The 21,056-nt window shown below is 42.4% G+C and carries 20 protein-coding genes; 11 read left to right on the top strand and 9 right to left on the bottom strand.

What is annotated here, in order from left to right; translation table 11 throughout:
• Positions 1 to 415, top strand: a 415-nt coding sequence (locus VB118_06720) for a hypothetical protein (protein ID MEA4832292.1), incomplete at its 5' end; no start/stop codon positions are given.
• 534 nt (positions 416 to 949) lie between these two features.
• On the opposite strand, the gene VB118_06715 is transcribed toward VB118_06720, so the two are convergent.
• Entirely contained in the window at positions 950 to 1,183 is a 234-nt protein-coding gene (locus VB118_06715) for a hypothetical protein (protein MEA4832291.1), read from the bottom strand.
• A gap of 168 nt (positions 1,184 to 1,351) precedes the next feature.
• Complete coding sequence (locus VB118_06710) at positions 1,352 to 1,651, bottom strand: hypothetical protein (protein ID MEA4832290.1); 300 nt, start codon at positions 1,649 to 1,651, stop codon at positions 1,352 to 1,354.
• A 515-nt stretch (positions 1,652 to 2,166) separates the two neighbouring features.
• Between VB118_06710 and VB118_06705 the strand changes: the two genes are divergently transcribed.
• The 6 genes from VB118_06705 to VB118_06680 all read left to right on the top strand — a co-directional run bounded on the left by VB118_06705 (position 2,167) and on the right by VB118_06680 (position 10,199).
• Entirely contained in the window at positions 2,167 to 2,634 is a 468-nt protein-coding gene (locus tag VB118_06705; protein MEA4832289.1) for a hypothetical protein, read from the top strand.
• 21 nt (positions 2,635 to 2,655) lie between these two features.
• A complete protein-coding gene (locus VB118_06700) occupies positions 2,656 to 3,870 on the top strand; it encodes an HD domain-containing protein (GenBank protein MEA4832288.1) in 1,215 nt (404 codons plus the stop codon).
• Positions 3,871 to 3,937: 67 nt separating this feature from the next.
• Positions 3,938 to 6,883: an alpha-L-rhamnosidase C-terminal domain-containing protein gene (locus tag VB118_06695; protein ID MEA4832287.1), complete on the top strand. Its 2,946-nt coding sequence runs from the start codon at positions 3,938 to 3,940 to the stop codon at positions 6,881 to 6,883.
• Positions 6,884 to 6,988: 105 nt separating this feature from the next.
• Positions 6,989 to 8,779 (top strand): bifunctional homocysteine S-methyltransferase/methylenetetrahydrofolate reductase, encoded by a 1,791-nt coding sequence (locus VB118_06690; protein MEA4832286.1) that lies wholly within the window; start codon positions 6,989 to 6,991, stop codon positions 8,777 to 8,779.
• On the top strand, positions 8,776 to 9,582 hold the full coding sequence (locus VB118_06685; protein ID MEA4832285.1) for a dihydropteroate synthase: 807 nt from the start codon (positions 8,776 to 8,778) through the stop codon (positions 9,580 to 9,582). The genes VB118_06690 and VB118_06685 overlap by 4 nt, the downstream gene beginning before the upstream one ends.
• Before the next feature lie 5 nt (positions 9,583 to 9,587).
• Positions 9,588 to 10,199, top strand: a complete 612-nt coding sequence (locus tag VB118_06680; protein ID MEA4832284.1) for an MBL fold metallo-hydrolase — start codon at positions 9,588 to 9,590, stop codon at positions 10,197 to 10,199.
• Positions 10,200 to 10,415: 216 nt separating this feature from the next.
• Here VB118_06680 and VB118_06675 read toward each other — a convergent pair whose 3' ends face one another.
• Complete coding sequence (locus VB118_06675; GenBank protein MEA4832283.1) at positions 10,416 to 10,958, bottom strand: polysaccharide deacetylase family protein; 543 nt, start codon at positions 10,956 to 10,958, stop codon at positions 10,416 to 10,418.
• 41 nt (positions 10,959 to 10,999) lie between these two features.
• Entirely contained in the window at positions 11,000 to 11,842 is an 843-nt protein-coding gene (locus VB118_06670; protein ID MEA4832282.1) for a polysaccharide deacetylase family protein, read from the bottom strand.
• Between the two features lie 152 nt (positions 11,843 to 11,994).
• Here VB118_06670 and rlmD point away from each other — a divergent pair, with 152 nt between their 5' ends.
• The 4 genes from rlmD to VB118_06650 all read left to right on the top strand — a co-directional run bounded on the left by rlmD (position 11,995) and on the right by VB118_06650 (position 16,122).
• Positions 11,995 to 13,359, top strand: a complete 1,365-nt coding sequence (gene rlmD / locus VB118_06665; protein ID MEA4832281.1) for a 23S rRNA (uracil(1939)-C(5))-methyltransferase RlmD — start codon at positions 11,995 to 11,997, stop codon at positions 13,357 to 13,359.
• Between the two features lie 204 nt (positions 13,360 to 13,563).
• On the top strand, positions 13,564 to 13,812 hold the full coding sequence (locus tag VB118_06660) for a hypothetical protein (protein ID MEA4832280.1): 249 nt from the start codon (positions 13,564 to 13,566) through the stop codon (positions 13,810 to 13,812).
• Positions 13,813 to 13,848: 36 nt separating this feature from the next.
• Positions 13,849 to 14,769, top strand: coding sequence for a recombinase family protein (locus VB118_06655; GenBank protein ID MEA4832279.1), 921 nt, complete (start codon positions 13,849 to 13,851; stop codon positions 14,767 to 14,769).
• 489 nt (positions 14,770 to 15,258) lie between these two features.
• Positions 15,259 to 16,122 (top strand): GNAT family N-acetyltransferase, encoded by an 864-nt coding sequence (locus VB118_06650; GenBank protein MEA4832278.1) that lies wholly within the window; start codon positions 15,259 to 15,261, stop codon positions 16,120 to 16,122.
• A gap of 116 nt (positions 16,123 to 16,238) precedes the next feature.
• Here VB118_06650 and VB118_06645 read toward each other — a convergent pair whose 3' ends face one another.
• The 5 genes from VB118_06645 to VB118_06625 all read right to left on the bottom strand — a co-directional run bounded on the left by VB118_06645 (position 16,239) and on the right by VB118_06625 (position 21,004).
• Positions 16,239 to 17,810: a recombinase family protein gene (locus tag VB118_06645; protein ID MEA4832277.1), complete on the bottom strand. Its 1,572-nt coding sequence runs from the start codon at positions 17,808 to 17,810 to the stop codon at positions 16,239 to 16,241.
• Entirely contained in the window at positions 17,800 to 18,228 is a 429-nt protein-coding gene (locus tag VB118_06640; GenBank protein MEA4832276.1) for a recombinase, read from the bottom strand. The genes VB118_06645 and VB118_06640 overlap by 11 nt, the downstream gene beginning before the upstream one ends.
• Positions 18,229 to 19,791 (bottom strand): recombinase family protein, encoded by a 1,563-nt coding sequence (locus VB118_06635; GenBank protein MEA4832275.1) that lies wholly within the window; start codon positions 19,789 to 19,791, stop codon positions 18,229 to 18,231.
• A 23-nt stretch (positions 19,792 to 19,814) separates the two neighbouring features.
• Positions 19,815 to 20,063, bottom strand: coding sequence for an SHOCT domain-containing protein (locus VB118_06630; protein MEA4832274.1), 249 nt, complete (start codon positions 20,061 to 20,063; stop codon positions 19,815 to 19,817).
• Between the two features lie 152 nt (positions 20,064 to 20,215).
• A complete protein-coding gene (locus tag VB118_06625) occupies positions 20,216 to 21,004 on the bottom strand; it encodes a peptidoglycan recognition family protein (GenBank protein ID MEA4832273.1) in 789 nt (262 codons plus the stop codon).
• Positions 21,005 to 21,056: the final 52 nt, after the last annotated feature.

The raw sequence follows: 21,056 nt of genomic DNA, 5'->3' as shown, positions 1-21,056 counted from the left end.
CGGATATGGCGGTAAATATATACTGTTTCAAAAGATTGGTGAGGGAATGATTCCTTATCCAGAGGTACTCGCAATGCGAGTCCAAGTTATGGATCGAATATTTGACGAACTTCCCACTCTGGAAGATATAGAAGGATTACGGATATTACCAATTGATTTTCCAAAAAGGATTGATATGAATAGAGATCCAATATGGATGAGTGCATTGATAGGTTTGCCTAAAAAATCATATTATCCTGCCAAATACCTTACTTACATCGGAAACTGCCAAGGACCCGCAAATAAAATGAATAATAAACGAGAAATCTGTTGGACTCATATAGATTCTTTGTATGAAGAACATCAGCGCTGGAATGGGATAGAGTACGAAACCATAGGAGATGGAGTGTACCGATATGTTCAAGAATCAAAATAACTCTTGAAGCTTATGATAATTAAAAAAAGGACAAACAATATGAAAAAACGAATAATAAGCATAATATTAACATTGGCGCTGATATTCGTCTTCGGTGCGCCGATGTGGTTTAGTCACCTATACCTATGACAATTCAGGCAAGCGGTTGACCGAAAGCGAATCAAAAATAATACAGAGATATTAAAAAAGTATTAATATCTTAATATAGAATTAAAGAGTAAAACATGGTGACAACGTCACCATTTTGTCACCCAAAACCAAATGATAATAAATTATAGTTAATTATAATAAAGGACAAATAAATTTGATTAATCGGGTTTATGCTTGCTATTCAATAGAAATAAAGGATAATAAATCATAGTAAACATTAAAAAAGAATTATAAATGAATTTATTTCCGCATGGGCAACAACCCGATGGTCGGCGCAACTGTCGCATGCGCTGTGGCGGTTGAAGAAGCCCTCAAAGGCTGATAAACAAAGGGTTTTCGGGACTTTTGTGGTTTTCACGGAGGTCCCGATTTTTTGTGCGCCTGTCATGGGCGAAATCTAACGGGTGAAAGTCCCGAACCCGCCCGGTAGTGGGAAGGGTATTGACTGCATTCCTCAAGTTTCAGTTTCAAAAGAGAATCCACTTTAGGATATCTTAATAAAGTACAATATCCGGGTAAAAACTGATTATCGGCAATAATAGCAAAACTACTTTTCATTTTATCCATTAATGTTGGATTCTCTCCTCGTTCACAAGAACCTATTCTATCTTTTTCCAATTTTCCATGTCTTTTTTTCTTCTGAATTATTAACTCGGCATTTATATAATTATCGCTAAAAGAAAGAAAAGGCTCTGGTATATGGGCTTTTCTTTCATATAAACCAGGTTTATATAATTACTGGTTAATAACTCAGTAATTATATAATCACCGTTAGAAAAGTGAATACTAAACATCTTCCTTAGAATTACTAATATTTAGATATACCTGATGTATCATATTGTTTTCTTGTGATATAACAGACATTTGTTCTGAATGTTTTTCTTCGGTGATAGGCATAAGACGATATGTTTTAATGCGTTTATCCGGCATAAGTACTGCTTTTGCGGTTATGAAAAGATTGTCTCCCTGTTTTATGTCGGGCATATCCGAAATCAGTATCTGCGCTTTGTAGAATGATTTTGCGTCATGAACAATGACACCGGCCCATCTTTTTCCTACGACCTCGACATATATTCTGAATTTCATCCGCTCCTCCTGTAATAATGTCATGTATTGTAATGAAAAGCAGGCAACACATATGCTTTTTGGTATAATGAATATAACACAAGCCCAAGTGTCTACCAAAGAGAAATGAATTTTCGTTAAAAAGTAATATATTAATACGAAAAATAAATAAATAGCTCTAAAAGAGAAAATGGTTCTGATATTAAAGTAAAATATTTTATCGAAGGCTGCTTAACATTTACAGGATCCGCTTATCTTTGACAAAGAAATGATAACACAATTAATTTTTGGGAAACTGGAATTATATTGATAACCAACGGAAAAAAGCATTATCAAAACATGTTAAGCATTCTTGAGACATTAATCATTATATCAAAAGATATTAGTTTTTACAATACCAATAAAAACATAAAAACAAATATAATTTTATATTTGTTTATATTGTCGTTTGCTTTTTACCTTCATATATGATAATATATATTGAGGTTTGATAGAAATTCGTATTGTATCCGCTATAAATCAGAAAAGAGATATAAATGTTTAAAACAAAACTGCATGCCGTATATTGTTTCGCTTTCACTGTGCTTTGCATTTTATTTTACGCGGCGATGCATATTATTGCCGAGACGGAATCAGGTTTGATGCTGGCTTCGTTTTTGTACTTCATTGCGCCGCTTTTATGCATTGAAATTTCCGTCTTTTTTGGTATTAATGTGTATAGTCAGACCGGAAGTATAAAAACCACGGTTATTTCAGCTCTGTATTCGTTTGCGGCGTTCGGCATGCTTGCAATTATTTACGAGATTTATTGTTCTGTTTCAGAAAGCTTAAAATTCGATACAGAAACGCTTTGGACTGATCTTTTCTTTATAGCTATCGTCGTATCTGTCGTTTATTTTTCCGCTTTGTTTACAAAGAAGCGCAGGGAGCGGAAAATTGAACGAGAAAACGATCGAATTAATGCCAAAACAAATAAAACTGGCAACAAGGTTAAATTGAAGTGAATTAGAAAGAGAAAAATAAATATGAAAGAATTTCCGCTTGATATATGCGCATATAAAGAAAATCCGCGCTTTAATCAAATGGTTCGCCGTGAAAGCGAGCTTTATAAACGCAGCGGAGATATACGCAGTGAGTTTATGCGTGATTATACAAGGATCATTCATTGCCCTGCTTTCAGAAGGCTAAAACATAAAACACAGGCTTTTTTTTCTCCTCAGAGCGATCACATATGTACGAGAATCGAGCATGTAATACATGTGGAATCGATAGGCAATACTATAGCAAAAGCTCTCGGACTCAATACCGAGCTCGTAAGCGCGATATCGCTTGCGCACGATCTGGGACATTCTCCGTTTGGGCATAAAGGTGAAAAAATACTCGATGAAATTTCTCTGCGCGACCTCGGCGAGACTTTTTGGCATGAAAAGAACGGACTGTTTTTTGTGGACAGGATAGAGCTTTTAGAGGATGATAAAAGAATAAGAAGGAATCTCGACCTTACATATGCCGTCCGCGACGGCATAATATCGCATTGCGGTGAAGTCGGAGAAAACGGGCTGATTCCGAGAAAAGAAGCTGTGGATTTGTCCGAATTTGACGTAAAAAATAAATTTATGCCTTTCACATTCGAAGGCTGTACGGTAAAACTTGCGGACAAAATTTCATATGTCGGACGTGATATTGAAGATGCGGTCAGTCTCGGGGTGCTTGACAATGAAAAGCTCGGCGAGCTATCTAAGCTGTTGTCAAATTATATAGATACTGTCAGCGGAAAAAAGCTTAATAACACGATCTTGATCAACGCGCTCATTACCGACATTTGTTTGAATTCTTCTCCGGAACGCGGCATCGCTTTTTCTTCCCAAATGCATGAGATGATAGAGCTTATTATAGATTTCAATAATAAAAACATATATTCCGCAAAGCGTGTTAAGATTGCCGACAAGTATTTCAAGCTTGTCATAAATGAGATTTATGATACTCTTACGGATTATTACGATGGCTGCGATACGCAAAAAAAGCTTTTGGAAGCATCAAAAGCATATGAGATGCTTCCCTTGAAATTCATGGACTGGCTTAATTGCTATATTATGGGCAGCAGAGACGAGTGCCTGTGCAATATCCCTGTGTTTAATCTTGAAAACCGCAGGGATTATCTGCGTGCGGTGCTGACTTATATTTCCGGAATGACTGATAAATATGCAATGGATACTTATAATGAAATAATAAGTTTTTAACGGCTGGGTTGAAATGCTTCAGGAAATAAAACCAACAAATTTAAGATGCTGCGGTTTAATAACTCCCATGGGAATAGATACGTTTAATCCATCTCTTACATGGACGGCTGAATCGGACCGCAACGGCGCTTATCAGCAATCATACCGTGTCATCGTGTGGTCTGAAAGAGAATCAGGCTCGCACTATGTCGTTTGGGACAGCGGAGAGCAGGCTTCACGCATGATGTCCGTGATTCCTGATGGCACGAAACTTTTGCCGCGCACAAAATATTATTGGCGTGTCGAAATTACTGACGACCGTGGTATAAAATCATCAGCCGAATCAAAATTTGAAACAGGAATTATGTATTTTCCTGCCGGCTGGCATGATGCAAAACGTATAATCGCTCCTGGCGGTGAGCTTTTTGCTGCTTATACAGATAAATTTATTATAAACTCTGAAATTGAAATTAAACATGGAAGCCGCACGGCCGGAATCGTTTTCTGCGCCGCGCCTCCGGAATATTCTGCGCCGCACCTCAACAAGTACGGTATAGTCGGAGAGAGTTTTTGTCTTTGCTCGCTGATATTCGATTCAAATGGTGAAATTTCTCGAATTGAAATATACAGAATCGGATATACCCCGCTTGATACCGCTGATATTCCAATCGATGTGCTTACTGTGCAAAACATATCCGGCAAAAGAAGCTTTATACTGGAAATGTCGTATAATAAAGGAATCCTGCAGATCACTGTTGACGGCAGCTTATGCGTGAAAATAAACGATGGTAAACCTGAAATCAATCTTTTTTCGCCGGATTTCGGAGAAAGAATACCGGGGTTGTGTTCAGTAGGATTTTATGCCGGCCCGGGAGATACGGCCTTTTTTAACAGCTTATTGATTAACGAAGCGGCATGTTTTACATCGGAGGATCAGGGCGTATTTTCCGAATCGGCAAAAAAAGGTTTGCTCGGCGTAACAAATGGAAAGCTTCGCGTGTTCGGCGGCAGCAAAGGGAAAATAGTTTATGAAGATCCGTCATACGGCGGTCCGGCTTTGTTCAGAACAGAAATCAGGTCGGAGGACGGAATCGGCGGGAAGTGTATTGCATCAGCACGAATGTATTGTGCATGTTCAATGCCATATGACCTGTATTGTAACGGAGAGCGCGTGACAAACGTACCGGATTCATCATGCTGCGGTTGTAATCGGTACAGAATTTACGATCTTGATAAATACGCTAATGGCTCAAGCGAGTTTGCCTGCGGCATATTGACTTCATCACGGAATTCTGCCGATGGCAGCCCTGCTGAACTTCTGGCAATGATCGTGGTAATATACTCAGACGGGACACAAAATATTTCTGTTTCTTCGCCGGAAACATATGAATGCAGCTGCTTGGAGCCTTATATGTTTACGACGGCAGACAAAGGAGTCGATAAACTGGACGGCTTTTCTATACCTGGGTATTATGACGATACTTTTTTGCCTTCGATAATATCAGATCATCAGGAATTTCCCAGCGAGTGTTCCACGCTTATAGGAATAGCAGAAAAAAGCCTTTCGCCAAAACGAGTTATTGAAAAACGAGCCGGAGTATTTATTATGGATTTCGGCCAAATAGTATACGGCGGTTTTCGTATTGACATTGAAGATTCACATGAAGCAAACGTTTATATAAGAGCTTCTTCACGTGAGGCCGATCCTAAAGCAACCACTGAAATACCAATATTTGATTACAGCCCTATACGGCGATTTTGGCATAAACCGGGAAAAGCAATTTTCGAATCACGTTTTTTCACAGAGCCTTTCAGGTATCTCGAAATTACTGCTTCATCTTCGGCGTCATGTGTAAGCGCAGAAGCCGTGCCTTATGTTTTAAGAGAACCTTCGTTTTCTCTTGTTTCCTCTGAAAAAGAAATAAACAAAATATGCAAAAGCATACAACGTGCCGCAATGTCGTTCGATATCACTGAATTATTGATTGACGGAACAAGCGCATTATACGATTTTAATTTGTTCTCGTCGGTGGCCGCGCTCACGGATGCGGAAGCAATGTGTAAAGAAACATTCGCTGCTGATGGAAGCGAATTTCTGATGTGTTATGTCTGTATGACTTTATATCAAAAAACATTAAACAGTACAGCGCTTAACCAGGCTGTAAAATATGCCGATATTGTATGTCGCAATTCTGAAGAAATCATTGCGCGGGCGGCACATGAAAAAAATTTGGAACGGAAAACTGTCTTTTGTATCTGCGCTGTTTTTCTGGCTCTGAAAGCCTCGGAGAAGGCATATCTGGCTTCCGGAAAATACGACAAAGCCGAAAACGCGGAAAAAATAAAATGTATTTGTAAGCTGGAATTCGATAAAAAAGCGTCTTTCATTCTCCAGTCATTAAATTCCTGCCCCGATACGGATTTGGCAGAACAATGTGCGGCTATGTTTGTCAGCGGAGTTTTTCAAAACGAGCCCTCTACCGGCGGAATAATTCTGAAAACATATAAATCAGATACCTTAAACGGTAAATATTCCTGTCATATTCCGGCTTCACTTATAAAGCTCGGAATGCCTCCGGCAGATATTTTAAATGAAATTATGTTATCCTTCGAAAACAGGATGATTTATACCCATGCTCAAGATAATGAGAAAAATCAGGAGTATTGTCTTGCTTCAATAGCCGGTACATATATAGCCAATACTTTAATTGGAATGAATATTATTCCGCATCCGCTTTTTCCTGCGTTATTCAGTATTAAACCTCAGTTTGGCGCGCTTGAGCGTATAAAATACGCTTCGTCAACTCGTTTTGGTAAATTTGAATTGGGATGGACAAAAAAGAGCGGACAAATAAGATTATTTATTAAAATCCCCGCAAATACCTCGGCGGAAATAACACTCGGACGAATTTCAGAGCTTAAAATGCAGGATGCCTCCGGCAGTGTTTTGGCCGTTGTATCAGATGGGATCACATTATTGAGAACCGGAAGCGGTAGATATGAATTATCTTTTACGCCTGATAAGTGGCAATGAATACATGAATTGCCGAAGCTTATACATATCGTCGATAGTATAAGAAAAAATGACCGTTTCTTCATATAAAACATCTATTACCTAATTATAAAAAGGCAGAAAAAAATGATAAATAAATATCCCCTTATTTTCGACGGAGGATTTGGTACTCTGTATTACGAGCTGACCTCTGACGAATCGATATGCGAGAAAGCTAATCTTATAACTCCCGAAATTGTAGAAAAAATTCATCGAGAGTATATTAAAGCCGGAGCCGACTGTATAACAACAAATACCTTCGGTATAAATTCAGAAACCTTTCCTGATATTCATGAGCGTATACACACAATAAATGAAGGCTTTTCAATAGCAAACAAAGCGGCTGCGGAATCCGGGCGCGATATAAAGGTTTTTGCGGATTTCGGCACCATGAGTTCCTGTGAAAAGCCCTCGGAAGAATATTTGATTAACGCGAAGGAATTTATTAATCTTAAAGCAAATTATTTCATTTTCGAAACGCAGACTGAGTTCACTCCGCTTATTCCAGCGTTGAAGTATATTAAAGAAAAAAATCCTGACGCGTTTATCATTGTTTCGTTTGCGGTTTCCGCCGATGGCTTTACATCATCAGGATTATACTACAAGACGTTGATATCAGATGCGGAGTATTCGCCGTATACAAGCGCGGTGGGAATAAACTGCGTCTGCGGCCCCGCTCACATGGCGCGTCTCGTCTCTGACCTTCCGAAAACTGTAAAGCCCCTTTCGGTTATGCCAAACGCCGGATATCCTTCAAGTATAAACGGTAGAATATATTTCAGATCGAATTATAAATATTTTGCAGATAAAATCGCAGAAATGCGGGCATACGGAGCGATGATATTAGGAGGCTGCTGCGGCACGACTCCGGAACATATATCAGAAATATCGAATATAATCAAAGGCTCTGCTGACGGAGCAAGCACTGTATATGTGACATCACGGGAAGAGAAGAAACATGAACAAACAGAAAAAGTAACAAATCCGCAATCCGCCCTTTTTTCATCGGGTCGTTCATTGATTCACGGCAAAAAGTTTATCGCGGCCGAAATTGCACCTCCGCCTGATACAGATATATCATATACAGATAAAACTGCTTCCGATTTGTATGAGCGCGGAGCAGACGTAATAACCGTATCCGATTCACCTCTGGCCCGTGTGCGTGCGGATAGCCTTATTACCGCGGCGCATATAAAACATAAAACCGGACTGGATGTTATGCCGCATCTTACGTGCCGCGACAGGAATTTTATAGCGATTAAAGGTGGGCTGATCGCACTTGCATCAGAAGGAATAAATAAAATATTTATAATTACAGGCGACCCTCCGGCAAAAAGCACGGGTATGCGCGTTCCGTCTGTTTATGGGTTTAATTCTTACGAGTTATTGAAATACATTTCTGAGCTGAACAGAGAAATATTCGAGTCAAATCCCTTTTGCCTCGGAGCGGCAATGAATGTAAACGCAACTAATTTTTCCGGAGAGCTTGTTCGCATAGGCAAAAAGCTTGAAGCCGGCGCGAAATTTTTTATGACCCAGCCTATATTCACGGAAACAGCGATAAAAAATATACGCCAAGCTAAACGAGAATATCCCGATACTGTAATGCTTGCCGGAATAATGCCGGTTGCCGGATATAAAAACGCTGTATTTTTAAATAACGAAGTGTCGGGAATGACAGTTCCAAATGAACTTATCGATAATTTAAAAGATGCGTCCACTGAAGAAGCGAGGAAGGTTTCGGTAGCTTTTTCAATCAATACCATAGATGCTCTTTATAATTACTGTGAAGGCTTTTATTTTATGATACCGCTGAGAAAGACCTGTCTCGTCACAGATCTGATTGATTATATAAAAAGGAAGGAAACCAAAGAATGATTCTTATAGGAGAAAAAATCAACAGTTCGATCCCCAAAACACAGGAAATGATGAAAAGCAACGATTATGAAGGAATCGCATCTGTCATAAAGCTTCAGGAGAAATGGGGGGCGGACTATATAGATTTGAACACGGGCGTTTTTACAGACGAAGCGGAAAGGCTGAAGAGCTTGATCAAGCTTACGCTTGAGAACACTTCGGAGAATACAGGAATAATGCTTGACAGCGCTTCACCTGATACGCTTTTAAAAACAATTAATCTCACGGGAAACAGAAAGCTGATAATTAATTCGGTTACTCTGACCATTAGATTTTCAGAAATAATTCCGGAATTTAAAAAAATAATTGAATCAGGGCGCGAAGCTTATGTGGTAGCTATGCCGATTGAAAAACGGACGCCGTCCACAATCGAAGAACGTCTGAAAAACGTGGATTCTGTAGTAAAAAAGCTGCATGACGCAGGAATTGAAGATAAAAACGTTTTCCTTGATGTATTGGCGGAGACAGTAGCAGTTGAAGATAATGCAGCTGTCAAGCTCTTTGACACACTTAAATATGTAAAAAGTAAATATCCGGAGATTAAAACTGTTTGCGGAATGTCTAATATATCCTTCGGACTTCCAAAACGGATTAAAATAAATTGCGCAGTTGTTGCGATTGCAAACAGTCTCGGGCTTGACGCCGCGATATGCGATGTTACCTCGGCAGAATTCATGACTGCTTTCCGCGCAAGCGAAATGCTATGCGGACGTGATGAATACTGCATGGGATATATCGACTTTTTGAGAGATAACGGACTGTAAAATCAATGAAGGTTTATATATTTATCAAAGGTGAGCTTGCCACCAACACCTATTTTTGTGTTGACGAAAGTACGAACGAAGCAATTGTGATTGATCCCGGAATGAGGGGTGATCTCATTTACGAAAAAGCGGCGGGAAAATCACTTAATATAAAGCTTATACTTCTTACTCATGCGCATTTCGATCACGCGATGGGCTGTAAGGATTTAATAAAGCTTTCAGGAGCGAAGCTTGCTGTACATTATTCCGACGAGGAGCTTCTTGCTGACAGCTGGAAAAATTATGCTGATATTTATTTCGGTCAGAAGGTGGACGACTATCCTTATGTAAAAGCAGATATCTTATTTAAGGATGGTGATGAATTCGTGTTGGGGAAAAACGTTTTCAAAGTAATGCATACACCTGGACATACAATGGGTTCATGCGTTTTTATCTGTGATAACATGATTTTTTCCGGAGATACACTGTTTTCCGAAGGAGCCGGCAGAACGGATCTTTACGGGGGTGATGCCGCAATGATGGAAGTGTCACTAAAAAAGCTGTCAGAGCTTAAAGGAGAATATAAAATTCTGCCCGGACATGGCAGATCAAGGACAGTAAATTTTGATATAACTTAATAATGGTTTATATGACTCGCCATTTGACTAATAATTATTAAAACGGCATTTAAATAAATTGTTTTATAAGAGAGAAAAGCCCATATACCAGAGCCTTTTCTCTTTAAGTGGTAATTATTTAAATGCAGAGTTAAAAAATGTAATTATAATTTCCGCATTAAAACATAAAAGCAGCCCGCATCAAATTTCGACGCGGGCGTTTCGCTTTATTGATTCTTACCTGTTATCTGCGTCTTCTACACAATCAGCAAAAAGTTCACTTATGGTTACGAATTCATATCCTCTTGCCAAAAGCTTTGGTATCACAGCCTTAAGAGCTTTGGGAGTCGGACTGTTTTTCATATTATAATCATGAAACAGTATAACATCCCCGTCGGTCGTATCGCTGATCACCCCCACGATTATTTTATCAACGGGAGGCATTGACCAATCACGCGTATCAACCGACCATAAAACGCATCTATATCCCATATTGATAATCATATTGACATAGCTGTCGTTATATGCTCCTCCGGGTGGTCTGAATACCACCGGTCTTTTCCCGGTTATCTCAAAAATAATATCCGATGTTTTATTGATTTCCTCAGCGACAATTTCTTTCGGATAAGTGTTGATCATGATATGATTATAAGTGTGATTGCCTATCTCATGTCCGTCATCAAATATCTTTTTAACTCTGTCCGGGTATTTTGCCGCGTTTGATCCGATCACAAAAAATGTGGCTTTTATACTGTATTGTTTTAAAATACACAGTATCATTTCCGTATATTCCTTATGAGGACCATCATCAAACGTCAGTGCTATTTTTTTTTAGCTTCTGAATTTTTGCACATGATTTTACCATTGCTTGGAATTATAGCTCCGGCGCCTGAATTTGCCTGACACAGCTCACTTACGCTGCCAAATCTATACCCATTATCTTTAAGATAGAGTATATATTCTTCAAGGATCGCCGCATTTGTCGACGATGTCGGATGAAGAAGAATAACAGCTCCGTTATGAGTCCGCTTTTTTAACTTTTCAAACGCTTTTCGGGGATCCGGCTGACATTTTTCATCCCAGTCCGCATAAGCCACGCTCCAAAATATGGTTGTATAATCCATTTTTTGTGCCCAAGCAAGATTTGCTTCTGAAAACTTTCCTTCAGGAGGACGATAAAATTTCGACATCTCACATCCGTAAAGGTCATAATATAATTTTTCGTTTTTCACTAATTCTGCTTCAAATTCTTCAAACGAAGTATATTTTGACATATCTTTGTGAGAATAAGTGTGATTACATATAAGGTTGCCATCGTCCTTCAGTCGCTTTACAAGCTCCTGATTCTTTTTCAAAAAGTGAGGAAGTGTAAAAAATGCAGCCGTCACATTTTGTTTCCTTAATATATTGGCGGCTTTCTCGACATTTCCGTTTTCATATCCGACATCGAAGGTCAGATAAACCACTTTTTCATCAGGTCCTAAATAATGCGCGTCGTATTTTGAAAAAAACGATGCTTCTGAAGGAGAAGATGGCCTTTGATGCTCAACCCTTTGACAGAAATACCACGAATAAGAATCATACGAATATCCTGCCGGTACCGCAACGGATGAAAATATCATTACCGCGGCGGTGATAAGGCAAAGCCGTATTGATTTTTTCATAGCTTACCTTTATAATGACATTTAGCGGTTCGATCTAAATTTTATCCGGATTATTTCAGATTTCATCCGCTGAAGTTATTATGAGCTTATATAGAAAAAATTACACGGTCAAATAATTGGAATAGGATGAAAAATAAATATAAACAGTAAAAATGAAGAAAAATGAAATATTCAAAGCTGAGATAATTGATACGAACAATCTCGGATTCGGTGTTTGCCGAATAAATGATAAAGTCGTATTCGTATCCGGAGCTGTTACCGGAGATATTGCCGAAATAAAAATAATAAAGACTGCACCGTCATACTCCGTTGGGATCCCGGTATCATTTGATGTAAAATCACCTATGCGATGCCAGGTGTCTTGTCCGGTTAGTTCATCATGCGGCGGATGTGCTTATTCTCTTATTAATTATACGGCGGAGCTTGAATCAAAAAAGCGCGCTGTTATATATGCGATGAAAAAAGCCGGAGTGTATGTGGATGTCGCGGATGTTTTATCGACAGGGAGAATAACAGGATACAGAAACAAAGCGCAATATCCTGTCGCCTGCAACGCAAATACAGGACGCATATACGCCGGATTTTACGCACCTAAAACACATCGTGTTATTGAAGCGACAAGATGTATGCTTCAACCGGAAGTTTTCAGCGATATAACTGAGTTTATTTTGGCATTTTTAAATGATAAAAAAGTATCGGCTTATTCGGAAGAAACGGGAAAGGGAACTGTCAGGCATATTTATTTAAGACGCGCAGAAGCCGAAAAGCAGATCATGGTGTGTCTTGTTGTTAATTCAAACACTTTTGAATTGGCGTATGAATTGGCGGAACAGCTTAAATTTCGATTTCCGGAAATAACTTCGTTTATGCTCAATCACAATACCACAAATACTAACGTGATACTCGGAAAGAATTTTACTCTTATATCCGGAAAACCTTATATAGAGGATATTTTATGCGGAGTGAAAGTAAGGATATCGCCTGACGGCTTTTATCAGGTGAACCGCGAAGGAGCGGAGCTTTTATATAATACGGGAATAAAAGCCGCGAGCTTGAAAAAAGGCGATCTTGTTCTTGATTTGTACTGCGGAGCAGGAATGATTTCGCTTGCCGCATCTAAAATTGTACCCGAAATAAAAATTATCGGCGTCGAAATAGTTGAAAGCGCTGTTGAAAACGCGAGGCTGAACGCCAGAGCAAACGGAGTATATGACGCCGAGTATTATCAAGGCGATGCCTCTGATCTTGATTCGATCCTCGCTTGCCGGAAGGAAAAGCCCGCATGCGTGATAGTCGATCCTCCGCGTAAAGGCTGCGCGGCTTCGACGCTTGATTATATCGTCAAGACCGGCACCGAAAAAATTTTATATATTTCCTGTGATCCGGATACGCTTGCCCGCGATATGGCGATATTGACAGGGAAGGGATATGCTCCTTCGACGAGCGTAATTCCTGTCGATATGTTCCCGCGCACGGGTCACGTTGAGACGGTAGTATTGATGACGCGCAATATATAGTAAAATTAAAATAAATAAAAACAATATATTGTGTTTTGACTGAATCGAAAGAGAAAAATAGCCTACTTTTCATTCGCGATAATCCAAAATATAATTAGGCTATAATGGTTAGCAAATTGGGGTCGGAATTGGTCATTATATTGCTTGACTATGTGCTTTTTTAGAGCGTATATAGTAGTACCAAATTTTTAGGAGGTACTCTATATGCTGTACGTAAGAAGCACCGACAAAAATGGGAAGGATATTTTTCTTCCCATCAAGGACAACAATGTTTATATTCTCTGCAAGAAGTGTGGACAGATGGTTCCGGTTCCCGAACCTGCGGGATTTCTCTATGAATTAGGAGCCTGTGCTTCCTCTATTGAAGCGGCAGACATTTGCGACGCCTGTTTAGAGAAAGAATGCGAATTGGAAGATGAGTTGTTGAAGAAAGACCCTGCCGAAGAAGTATAATTTATCTGGGCAGACTGTTCATAAGGAGGGATTGAAGTGGATCCAAAGGTATTTTTCATACCGGCAAAACCGGATAAAATTGTGAAGAACGTCGGTATATACTGCCGGGTCAGTACTTCCGACAAAGACCAGTTGAACAGCCTCGCTGTCCAGATATCTGCATTGACGAAAGCGGTATCCCATGTTGAGCAATGGAAACTGCGTGATACTTTTATCGACATCGGTTCCGCAAAATCAGAAGTCCCCCGCAAGGAATTCGAACGAATGCTACTGGAGTGCGAAGCACACAACATTTCTGTCATCCTGACAAAAAGCATTAGCCGGTTCGGCAGAGACACCGTAGATACACTGGAGGCCCTACGCCGATTAAAGGCAGCTGGCACACGGGTTATATTCGAGCAGGAAAACCTGGATACGGATAATACGGACAGCAATTTGATGATATCCGTGATTGAATCTTTCGCTCAGGCTGAAAACGAAACCAGAAGTGATAATATCCGTATGGGTCTGAATTTTCGGGCCGCCCAGGGAACATCGGGTTTATACAGACGCAGACTGTACGGATACGACAAAACCGCCGAGGGCGAGTTGGTTTTAAATAAAGAGCAGGCACAAGCTGTCCGTGATATTTTCCGCTGGTACAATGATGGGAAAAGTGTCCTTGGAATCATCAAGGAACTTGAAAAGAAAGGCACTCCTTCCCCAACCGGCAAACCAAAATGGAGCAAGCGGTCCGTTGAGAATATTCTTACCAATGAGAAGTATATCGGCACCGTCAGACTGACAGATTCGGTTACCGGAAAATATGAGTACTTAGCAAAGGACAATCATCCGCCCATCATCACAGAGGATGTATTTCGGGATGCACAGGAAGCGAAAAATCGCAGATCGAATGTTATTACAGATGAAAACGGCACCCATCGTAAAGGGGAAAAATACAGCTCCAAAGAAAAATAGCCTACTTTTGCGTGAAAGCGAGATGTATGCCATTGATTCACGGAATGGCCGAAAACCCTGATAGATAAAGGGTTTCACGCCTTTATGGACATATTTCCCTGCACAGCCTCACTATCACACGTGGAGACGGTGGTATTGATGTCAAGGGTAAAAGATTGAATGTACGGGAAACCCAGTAAATAAGCCATTTCTGTGATTTTGTGGTTTTCAAGCTGTACACTCAGAACGGGTTTTTACCCGTGCATGGGAATCAGTCTATCGGGTCATTTTCCATTCACGAGAGAACAGAATTGATAACGGGCTTTCACGACAGGACAGGATAGATGTTTTGCTTTTTTAGGGCTTGGTGAGAGAACAGGATAGATGTTTTTTGAGTTTCGGCGTATGCGTGGGAACAAGGCAAAGTTATTGCAGAAAAGCAAGCTTTTCTGCGGGTGATAGATCAAGTTTTTAAGCATGATTTATTTTCTCAGGATTGGAGATGGAACAATGAATTATAAGATAGAAAAGGATCATAGGGGTAATGATGCGCTAAGACATTCCTTTAATGAATTAGCCACAGAAACATTTGGACTGAGTTTTGAATCCTGGTATCAAAACGGATATTGGAGAGAAAAATACATTCCATATTCTATTGTTATGGATGATACTGTAATATCTAACGTATCTGTAAATTTGATTGACTGCAAATTAAATGGTAAGGTAAAGCATTACATACAATTGGGCACTGTGATGACCAAGAAATCACATCGTGGAAAAGGATATTGTCGGATATTGATGGAAACCATATTGCATGATTATGCGGTGTGTGATGGCTTTTTCCTGTTTGCCAATGACAGTGTGCTTGATTTTTACCCGAAATTCGGATTTCAACCAGCACAGGAGTATCGTTTGTGTGCGGATATTAGCTATAACTTCGATAGCCGTGCAGAACCTGTTTCAATGAAAACCAAACAAGACTGGGTATACTTTTTGAAAGAAAAAAACCTGAGATTCAGCAATGGCATACTTCAGTTAAATACAGACGGACTTATGATGTTTTATTTGACACAATTCATGCAGAACAATGTCTACTATATTAAAGCACTGGATGCTTATGTGATTGCGGATATAGATAATGACGCCCTTATTCTATATGACGTATTTTCAAAAAGTCCTGTTGATATGATTGAGGTATGCAATTCATTTGGAAATACTATAACTAAAGCCGAGTTTGCGTTTGTTCCTAAAGAAAAGAGATTGTTGAAAAAATATGAACACAAAGAATCTAATACAACATTTTTTGTTCGTGGCGATAACTTGTTGAAGGACATGGGTGAAATTCTTAGCTTTCCGGAAATTGCACATGCTTAAGTGGAAAAAATATATTATTTGATATATATTTCATTATCTAAATTATAGCCCCTTGAGAAAACAAACGTAGGCACCCTACAATGTAATTTCGTAGAGTGCCTTGCTTGTTTTTGCCCTTATTCATCCACATCTACCGTCACGCCGGACTTGAATTCCACCGTAAATTTATCCTCATAAATGGTGACCTTCTCAATCAGCCGCCGAACAAGCGGTTCGTCGTATTCCGTCAGGGCGGTGGGCTGTTTCCGAAGGAAGGTGTCCATGTCGGCGATGCGCTTTTTCTGCTCGTCCCGCCCGGCGCTTTCCAACTGAAGCTTCTGCTTATCCTCGCGCAGGCGGTAAATCTCCTCGGCGACGTCCTCGTAGTCTGCTCGGGCGCTGGTTCGCTTTAAAAGCTCCTCCTGCAAGTCGGCCAGCCGCTTGTCGATGTCGGTAAGAGGTTGGCCCTTTTCGGATTCCAGAACGGCTTCAATGTTCTTTTGCAGAGTGATGAGGAAGGTATCCTTGTCACACCATGTCTGATTGATAGCGGCGACCAGCACCTGCTCAATCTGGCTTTCCGGCACTGTGCGGGCATCGCAGAACAGCCCGGTATTTTCAAGACGGCTGATACACCGCCAGACGATGGACTTCTTGCCACTGTTGTACCAATGAATCCTGCGGTAAAACTCTCCGCAGCAGCCGCAAAAAACGATGTTCGACAGGCAGTGGCTGCTGCTGAAGACCCGGTTCTTCCCGTTCGGGCTTTGATGTACCAAACGTCGCCTCACCAATTCTTCCTGCACCTGCATAAAAATTTCGCGCGGGATGATGGCTTCGTGGCTGTTTTCCACGTAATACTGCGGCACAAGGCCGTTGTTTTTGACCCGCTGTTTGGTGAGAAAATCTACGGTGTAGGTTTTCTGTAAAAGCGCGTCCCCGATGTATTTTTCATTTCGAAGAATCGTGCTGATATTGCTGGTATGCCACCGTTCGCGACCCGCGCCGTTCAGAATGCCGTCCGCCTCCAGACCACGGGCGATCTTCAGCATACTGGCACCTTCAAGGTATTCCCGGTAGATGCGCTTGACAATTTCGGCTTCCTCCGGCACAATCACCAGGTGCTTGTTTTCGTCCTTGGCATAGCCGAGGAACCAATTACAGTTGACCTGAATTTCCCCCTGCTGGTAGCGGTACTGCAAACCCAGCTTGACGTTCTGGCTCAAGGATTGGCTTTCCTGCTGAGCAAGGGATGCCATAATTGTAAGCATGACCTCGCCCTTGGAATCCATGGTGTTGATATTTTCCTTTTCAAAGTAAACGGGAATGTTCTTTTCCTTGAGCTGGCGGATGTATTTTAAACAGTCCAGCGTGTTACGGGCAAACCGGCTGATGGATTTCGTGATAATCATGTCGATACCGCCCGCCATGCACTCGTCAATCATGCGGTTGAATTCCTCGCGCTTTTTCGTATTGGTGCCGGATATGCCATCGTCCGCGAAAATCCCCGCCAGCACCCAGTCCGGATGGCCGTTGATGTAATTGGTATAATGCTCAATCTGGGCGTCATAACTGGTGGCCTGTTCGTCGCTGTCTGTGGACACACGGCAGTAGGCCGCTACCCGTAGCTTTGGGTTCTCCTCATCCTTGTTCGCAGAACCGGCATTTTTTCGAGCCGGAAGCACGGTAATACTCATTTTAGCTTCCATCCTCAAGCACCTCCGTTTCTATTAAGCTGTAGGCGTATTCTGCCTGCATAAATGGGTCGTCGAACCGCTCCGTCCCTTCGCACAGGCGAAAGGCGGTGGGAAAGACGACCTCTTTTTCTTCTTTCGGTTCCCAGACACGGCCGAGCTTTTCAGCCCGCCGGACGCGCTCCGTTTCGACAGCCGCAAAGGTGTCCGGGTCAATAATTGCCGGGTAATACGCATCGCCGAGGTAGCGAGTGTTATGAAGCATTCTGGCGATTCCAGCATGAAATGCTTTGATGCCTGCTTTTTGAGCGGCGGTTGCCAATGCATCACCGGAAAGATAGGAGCGGAACAGTGTCCTCACCTGTTCGGCGGCTATTTCATCCAGCACAGCCTGCCCGTTTTCGATCCAGTAACCATAGGGTATGTGCGCCATTCAAATCACCAGCCTTTCCTTGAGTGTAATGCCGCACTTGAGTTCAAACCCGATTTCCGTTCGGGAATACACATGAATCCGCTCCACAAAGCGTGTGAACAGCTCACCATCGAAGCCTTTCAGCATTGCGGCCTTGGTGGCGTACTGTAAAATTGCACTAACTTCACTCAGGCTTCGGCTATCGCTGTTTATAAATCGGAGGAGTGACTCCTTCTGCCTCTGTATCCGCTCGGCTTCCTGCAGAAGCTCGTTGTTCCCCTTATTGTAAACGGCAGGCTCCAGGTAGCCTTTGGTGAGAAGCCCCACCAGCACCTTTCGCTGTTCCGTGTTATCCTCGAGTTTTTTATCAAGCTCCCCAATACTTTTCAGGCTGGAGTCGGAATTTATCCCGCGCAGGCTGACAAGCAGGGGTCTGAGTACCGTCTGATGTCCGAAAATGAGCTTATTCATCATCGTGACAAATGCGACCTCAAGAGCGGAGTCTGGAATGTATTTCACCGGGCACTCGGCTATATCCGCAAGATGCGTGGTACAGCACCACGCGATTCTGTGCTTTCCGCTTGCATGAATACGGCGTTTAAAGGTGCCGCCGCAGTTGCTGCAGATGATTTTTCCCGAAAAGGGGTAGCGGTTCTGACTCTTGCCGTCGCGCTTTTCGATGCCCTTTTCCCTGGCGCGCTGGGCAATGACAGCCTGCGCGGCTTCAAAATCCTCGCGGCTGATAATTGGCTCGTGGTGGTTCTGGATGAGGTACTGTTCCTTTTCACCGTTATTGCGGCGGTGGTTAAAGTGCTCGTCGGTATAGGTTTTCTGAAACAGCGCGTCACCGACGTATTTCTCGTTATAGGCCATCCCTCGAATAGCCGACGACTTCCACCGACCACCCTTCTTGCCCTTTAGGTCGCGAAGGTTCAGCTCCTTTGCGACTTTGCCACACCCTTTGCCGGACAGTATTTCGGAAAAGATAAAGCAAACCACATCGGCTTCCTCTTTATTCACCACCAGCTTCCCGTCAACAGAATCGTAACCGTAGGGAGGGCAGGATATTTTATAGGTGCCGTTTTGGAAACGACGCCTGACCGACCATTTGTTGTTTTCGGCAATGGACACCGACTCGTTTTCGGCCAGTCCACTTAGGATTGAGAGCATGAGTTCGTTTTCCATTTCCCCAGTGTTGATGTTTTCTTTCTCGAAGAAAATGAAAATACCGAGATTCTGCAGCTTTCGCACCAGCTCCAAGCAGTCCGTTGTGTTTCGAGCAAAGCGGCTGATGGACTTAGTGACAATAAAGTCGATGTTCCCATTTTCGCAGTCGGCGATCATCCGAAGGAGTTCGTATCGCTTTTCCATTTTCGTGCCCGAAATACCCTCGTCGTAATAAATGCCTGCGTATTCCCATTCAGGGTTTGCCCGGATAAAGGCTTCATAATGCCTAATTTGTGTCTCCAGGCTTTCCAGCTGCCCGTCGGTATCAGTGGAGACGCGGCAGTAAGCCGCGACACGCAGCTTCGGCTTTTCAGATGAAACCATCGTATTTGGCATAATTTTCGTTACCTTTTTCAATTTGTCACCTCTTTGTCAGCATGTCATGTTAACTCTGAATGCGAGTTATAGCAACGGTTTGAGGGCATAATTCCAGCCAGCATGGGAGAGAAAGATTCGCGGTTCAGTTCGGTTATCTTGTCGAATTCCGACAATGAAATCAGTCCCTTATCCAGCATCGCTCCGAGTATCTGCTGTGCCTTTACATAGTCAACTTCCCGTCGCAGCTGTTCCTGCGAAACAGGTTTCTTTTCAAGGGTAACTTCCGGTATTGCGTCAATTATATTGGCCATGTACTGCTTCCTCCAGCCCGAGGCTTCTGTCCTCACTACCCACTGGAAGGAAAAAGGCTGTTTGGCCGAAAAGGATATAAAAAAATAAGCCCACCGAAGAAAAACTCCTCGATGGGCTTGAAAACCTGTGGCTATTTATAATAGAAATTCTGTTATGCTTTTCGAATGCTGTCCTTAGGCACCCAGCCTAAGCCATTGTCCAGCAGGTACGGGCATTTGCGCTTGAGGTCGACTATGCGGGTTACGGTGCAAGTTCTGTTCTGGAAGGAGCGTCCTTTCCCGCCGCCGTAGCTGTCGGCATAAACCGCGCCGTTCAAAACGACCCGGTCGCCGACGGAAAAGCCAGACGGAGTAGGAGTTGGGACGGGTGTGGGAGCAGACGCCGTGAGCAGCTTCCCAACCTCGGCGCGGAAGGTATCCATGCTCTTCCCAAACCTCGGGAACCAGTGCATGACGTCGCCGTGATTACTGGCAATCCCCAGCTTGTAACCCTCGGAATGGCAAATGACGTCTTTTTCAGTCAGCCCATACTGTTTACAGAGGTAGGCGCACAGTTCGGCCGCCTCCTTATATATGGCGTTGAAGTATGCCGCGTCCGTCAGGCCGTCCTCACAGATTTCAAAGGAAATGTGCGTGTCGTTGCCGGAGCCACCGCAGTGCCAGCCGCGCATATTCCACGGCAGGGTCTGGTAAGTCGCGACGGAACCGTCAGCCAGCTTACCGATAAAACCGTGAACGCAGACCTGCCGTCCGTCCGGCGTGTTCTGGTTCCAGTGGTTGTTGTACTGGTTTTTGCCGAGCAGTCCGTCGTCGGGGCCGACGTAGCGTTTGAGGTTGGGGTTATTCGCCCCAGTGGAATGCACCATGATGCCCTTTGGCGTGATGGTGCGGCCCGCCTTGTAGCAGGCGTTGTTCGTGAGAATAAGTTTATGCAGGTTCATTCATTTGTCCTCCTTTTCACTGCGGTCGTGTAGCTGCTCCAGAATATCTTTA

The sequence above is a fragment of the Oscillospiraceae bacterium genome, assembly GCA_034925865.1.
Classification (GTDB): Bacteria; Bacillota; Clostridia; order Oscillospirales; family SIG627; genus SIG704.
The sequence above is the reverse complement of the archived record's forward strand: the minus strand, read 5'-3'. Positions and strand labels throughout refer to the sequence as shown.

Bases quoted from the DNA above. Each gene is read 5' to 3' on its own strand.
- VB118_06710 (MEA4832290.1), bottom strand. From the start codon at position 1,651: ATGAAATTCAGAATATATGTCGAGGTCGTAGGAAAAAGATGGGCCGGT.
- VB118_06670 (MEA4832282.1), bottom strand. From the start codon at position 11,842: ATGAAAAAATCAATACGGCTTTGCCTTATCACCGCCGCGGTAATGATA.
- VB118_06640 (MEA4832276.1), bottom strand. From the start codon at position 18,228: ATGGCGCACATACCCTATGGTTACTGGATCGAAAACGGGCAGGCTGTG.
- VB118_06690 (MEA4832286.1), top strand. From the start codon at position 6,989: ATGATAAATAAATATCCCCTTATTTTCGACGGAGGATTTGGTACTCTG.
- VB118_06650 (MEA4832278.1), top strand. From the start codon at position 15,259: ATGAATTATAAGATAGAAAAGGATCATAGGGGTAATGATGCGCTAAGA.
- VB118_06705 (MEA4832289.1), top strand. From the start codon at position 2,167: ATGTTTAAAACAAAACTGCATGCCGTATATTGTTTCGCTTTCACTGTG.
- VB118_06680 (MEA4832284.1), top strand. From the start codon at position 9,588: ATGAAGGTTTATATATTTATCAAAGGTGAGCTTGCCACCAACACCTAT.
- rlmD (MEA4832281.1), top strand. From the start codon at position 11,995: ATGAAGAAAAATGAAATATTCAAAGCTGAGATAATTGATACGAACAAT.
- VB118_06700 (MEA4832288.1), top strand. From the start codon at position 2,656: ATGAAAGAATTTCCGCTTGATATATGCGCATATAAAGAAAATCCGCGC.
- VB118_06660 (MEA4832280.1), top strand. From the start codon at position 13,564: ATGCTGTACGTAAGAAGCACCGACAAAAATGGGAAGGATATTTTTCTT.
- VB118_06625 (MEA4832273.1), bottom strand. From the start codon at position 21,004: ATGAACCTGCATAAACTTATTCTCACGAACAACGCCTGCTACAAGGCG.
- VB118_06695 (MEA4832287.1), top strand. From the start codon at position 3,938: ATGGGAATAGATACGTTTAATCCATCTCTTACATGGACGGCTGAATCG.
- VB118_06630 (MEA4832274.1), bottom strand. From the start codon at position 20,063: ATGGCCAATATAATTGACGCAATACCGGAAGTTACCCTTGAAAAGAAA.
- VB118_06645 (MEA4832277.1), bottom strand. From the start codon at position 17,810: ATGGAAGCTAAAATGAGTATTACCGTGCTTCCGGCTCGAAAAAATGCC.
- VB118_06675 (MEA4832283.1), bottom strand. From the start codon at position 10,958: ATGATACTGTGTATTTTAAAACAATACAGTATAAAAGCCACATTTTTT.
- VB118_06685 (MEA4832285.1), top strand. From the start codon at position 8,776: ATGATTCTTATAGGAGAAAAAATCAACAGTTCGATCCCCAAAACACAG.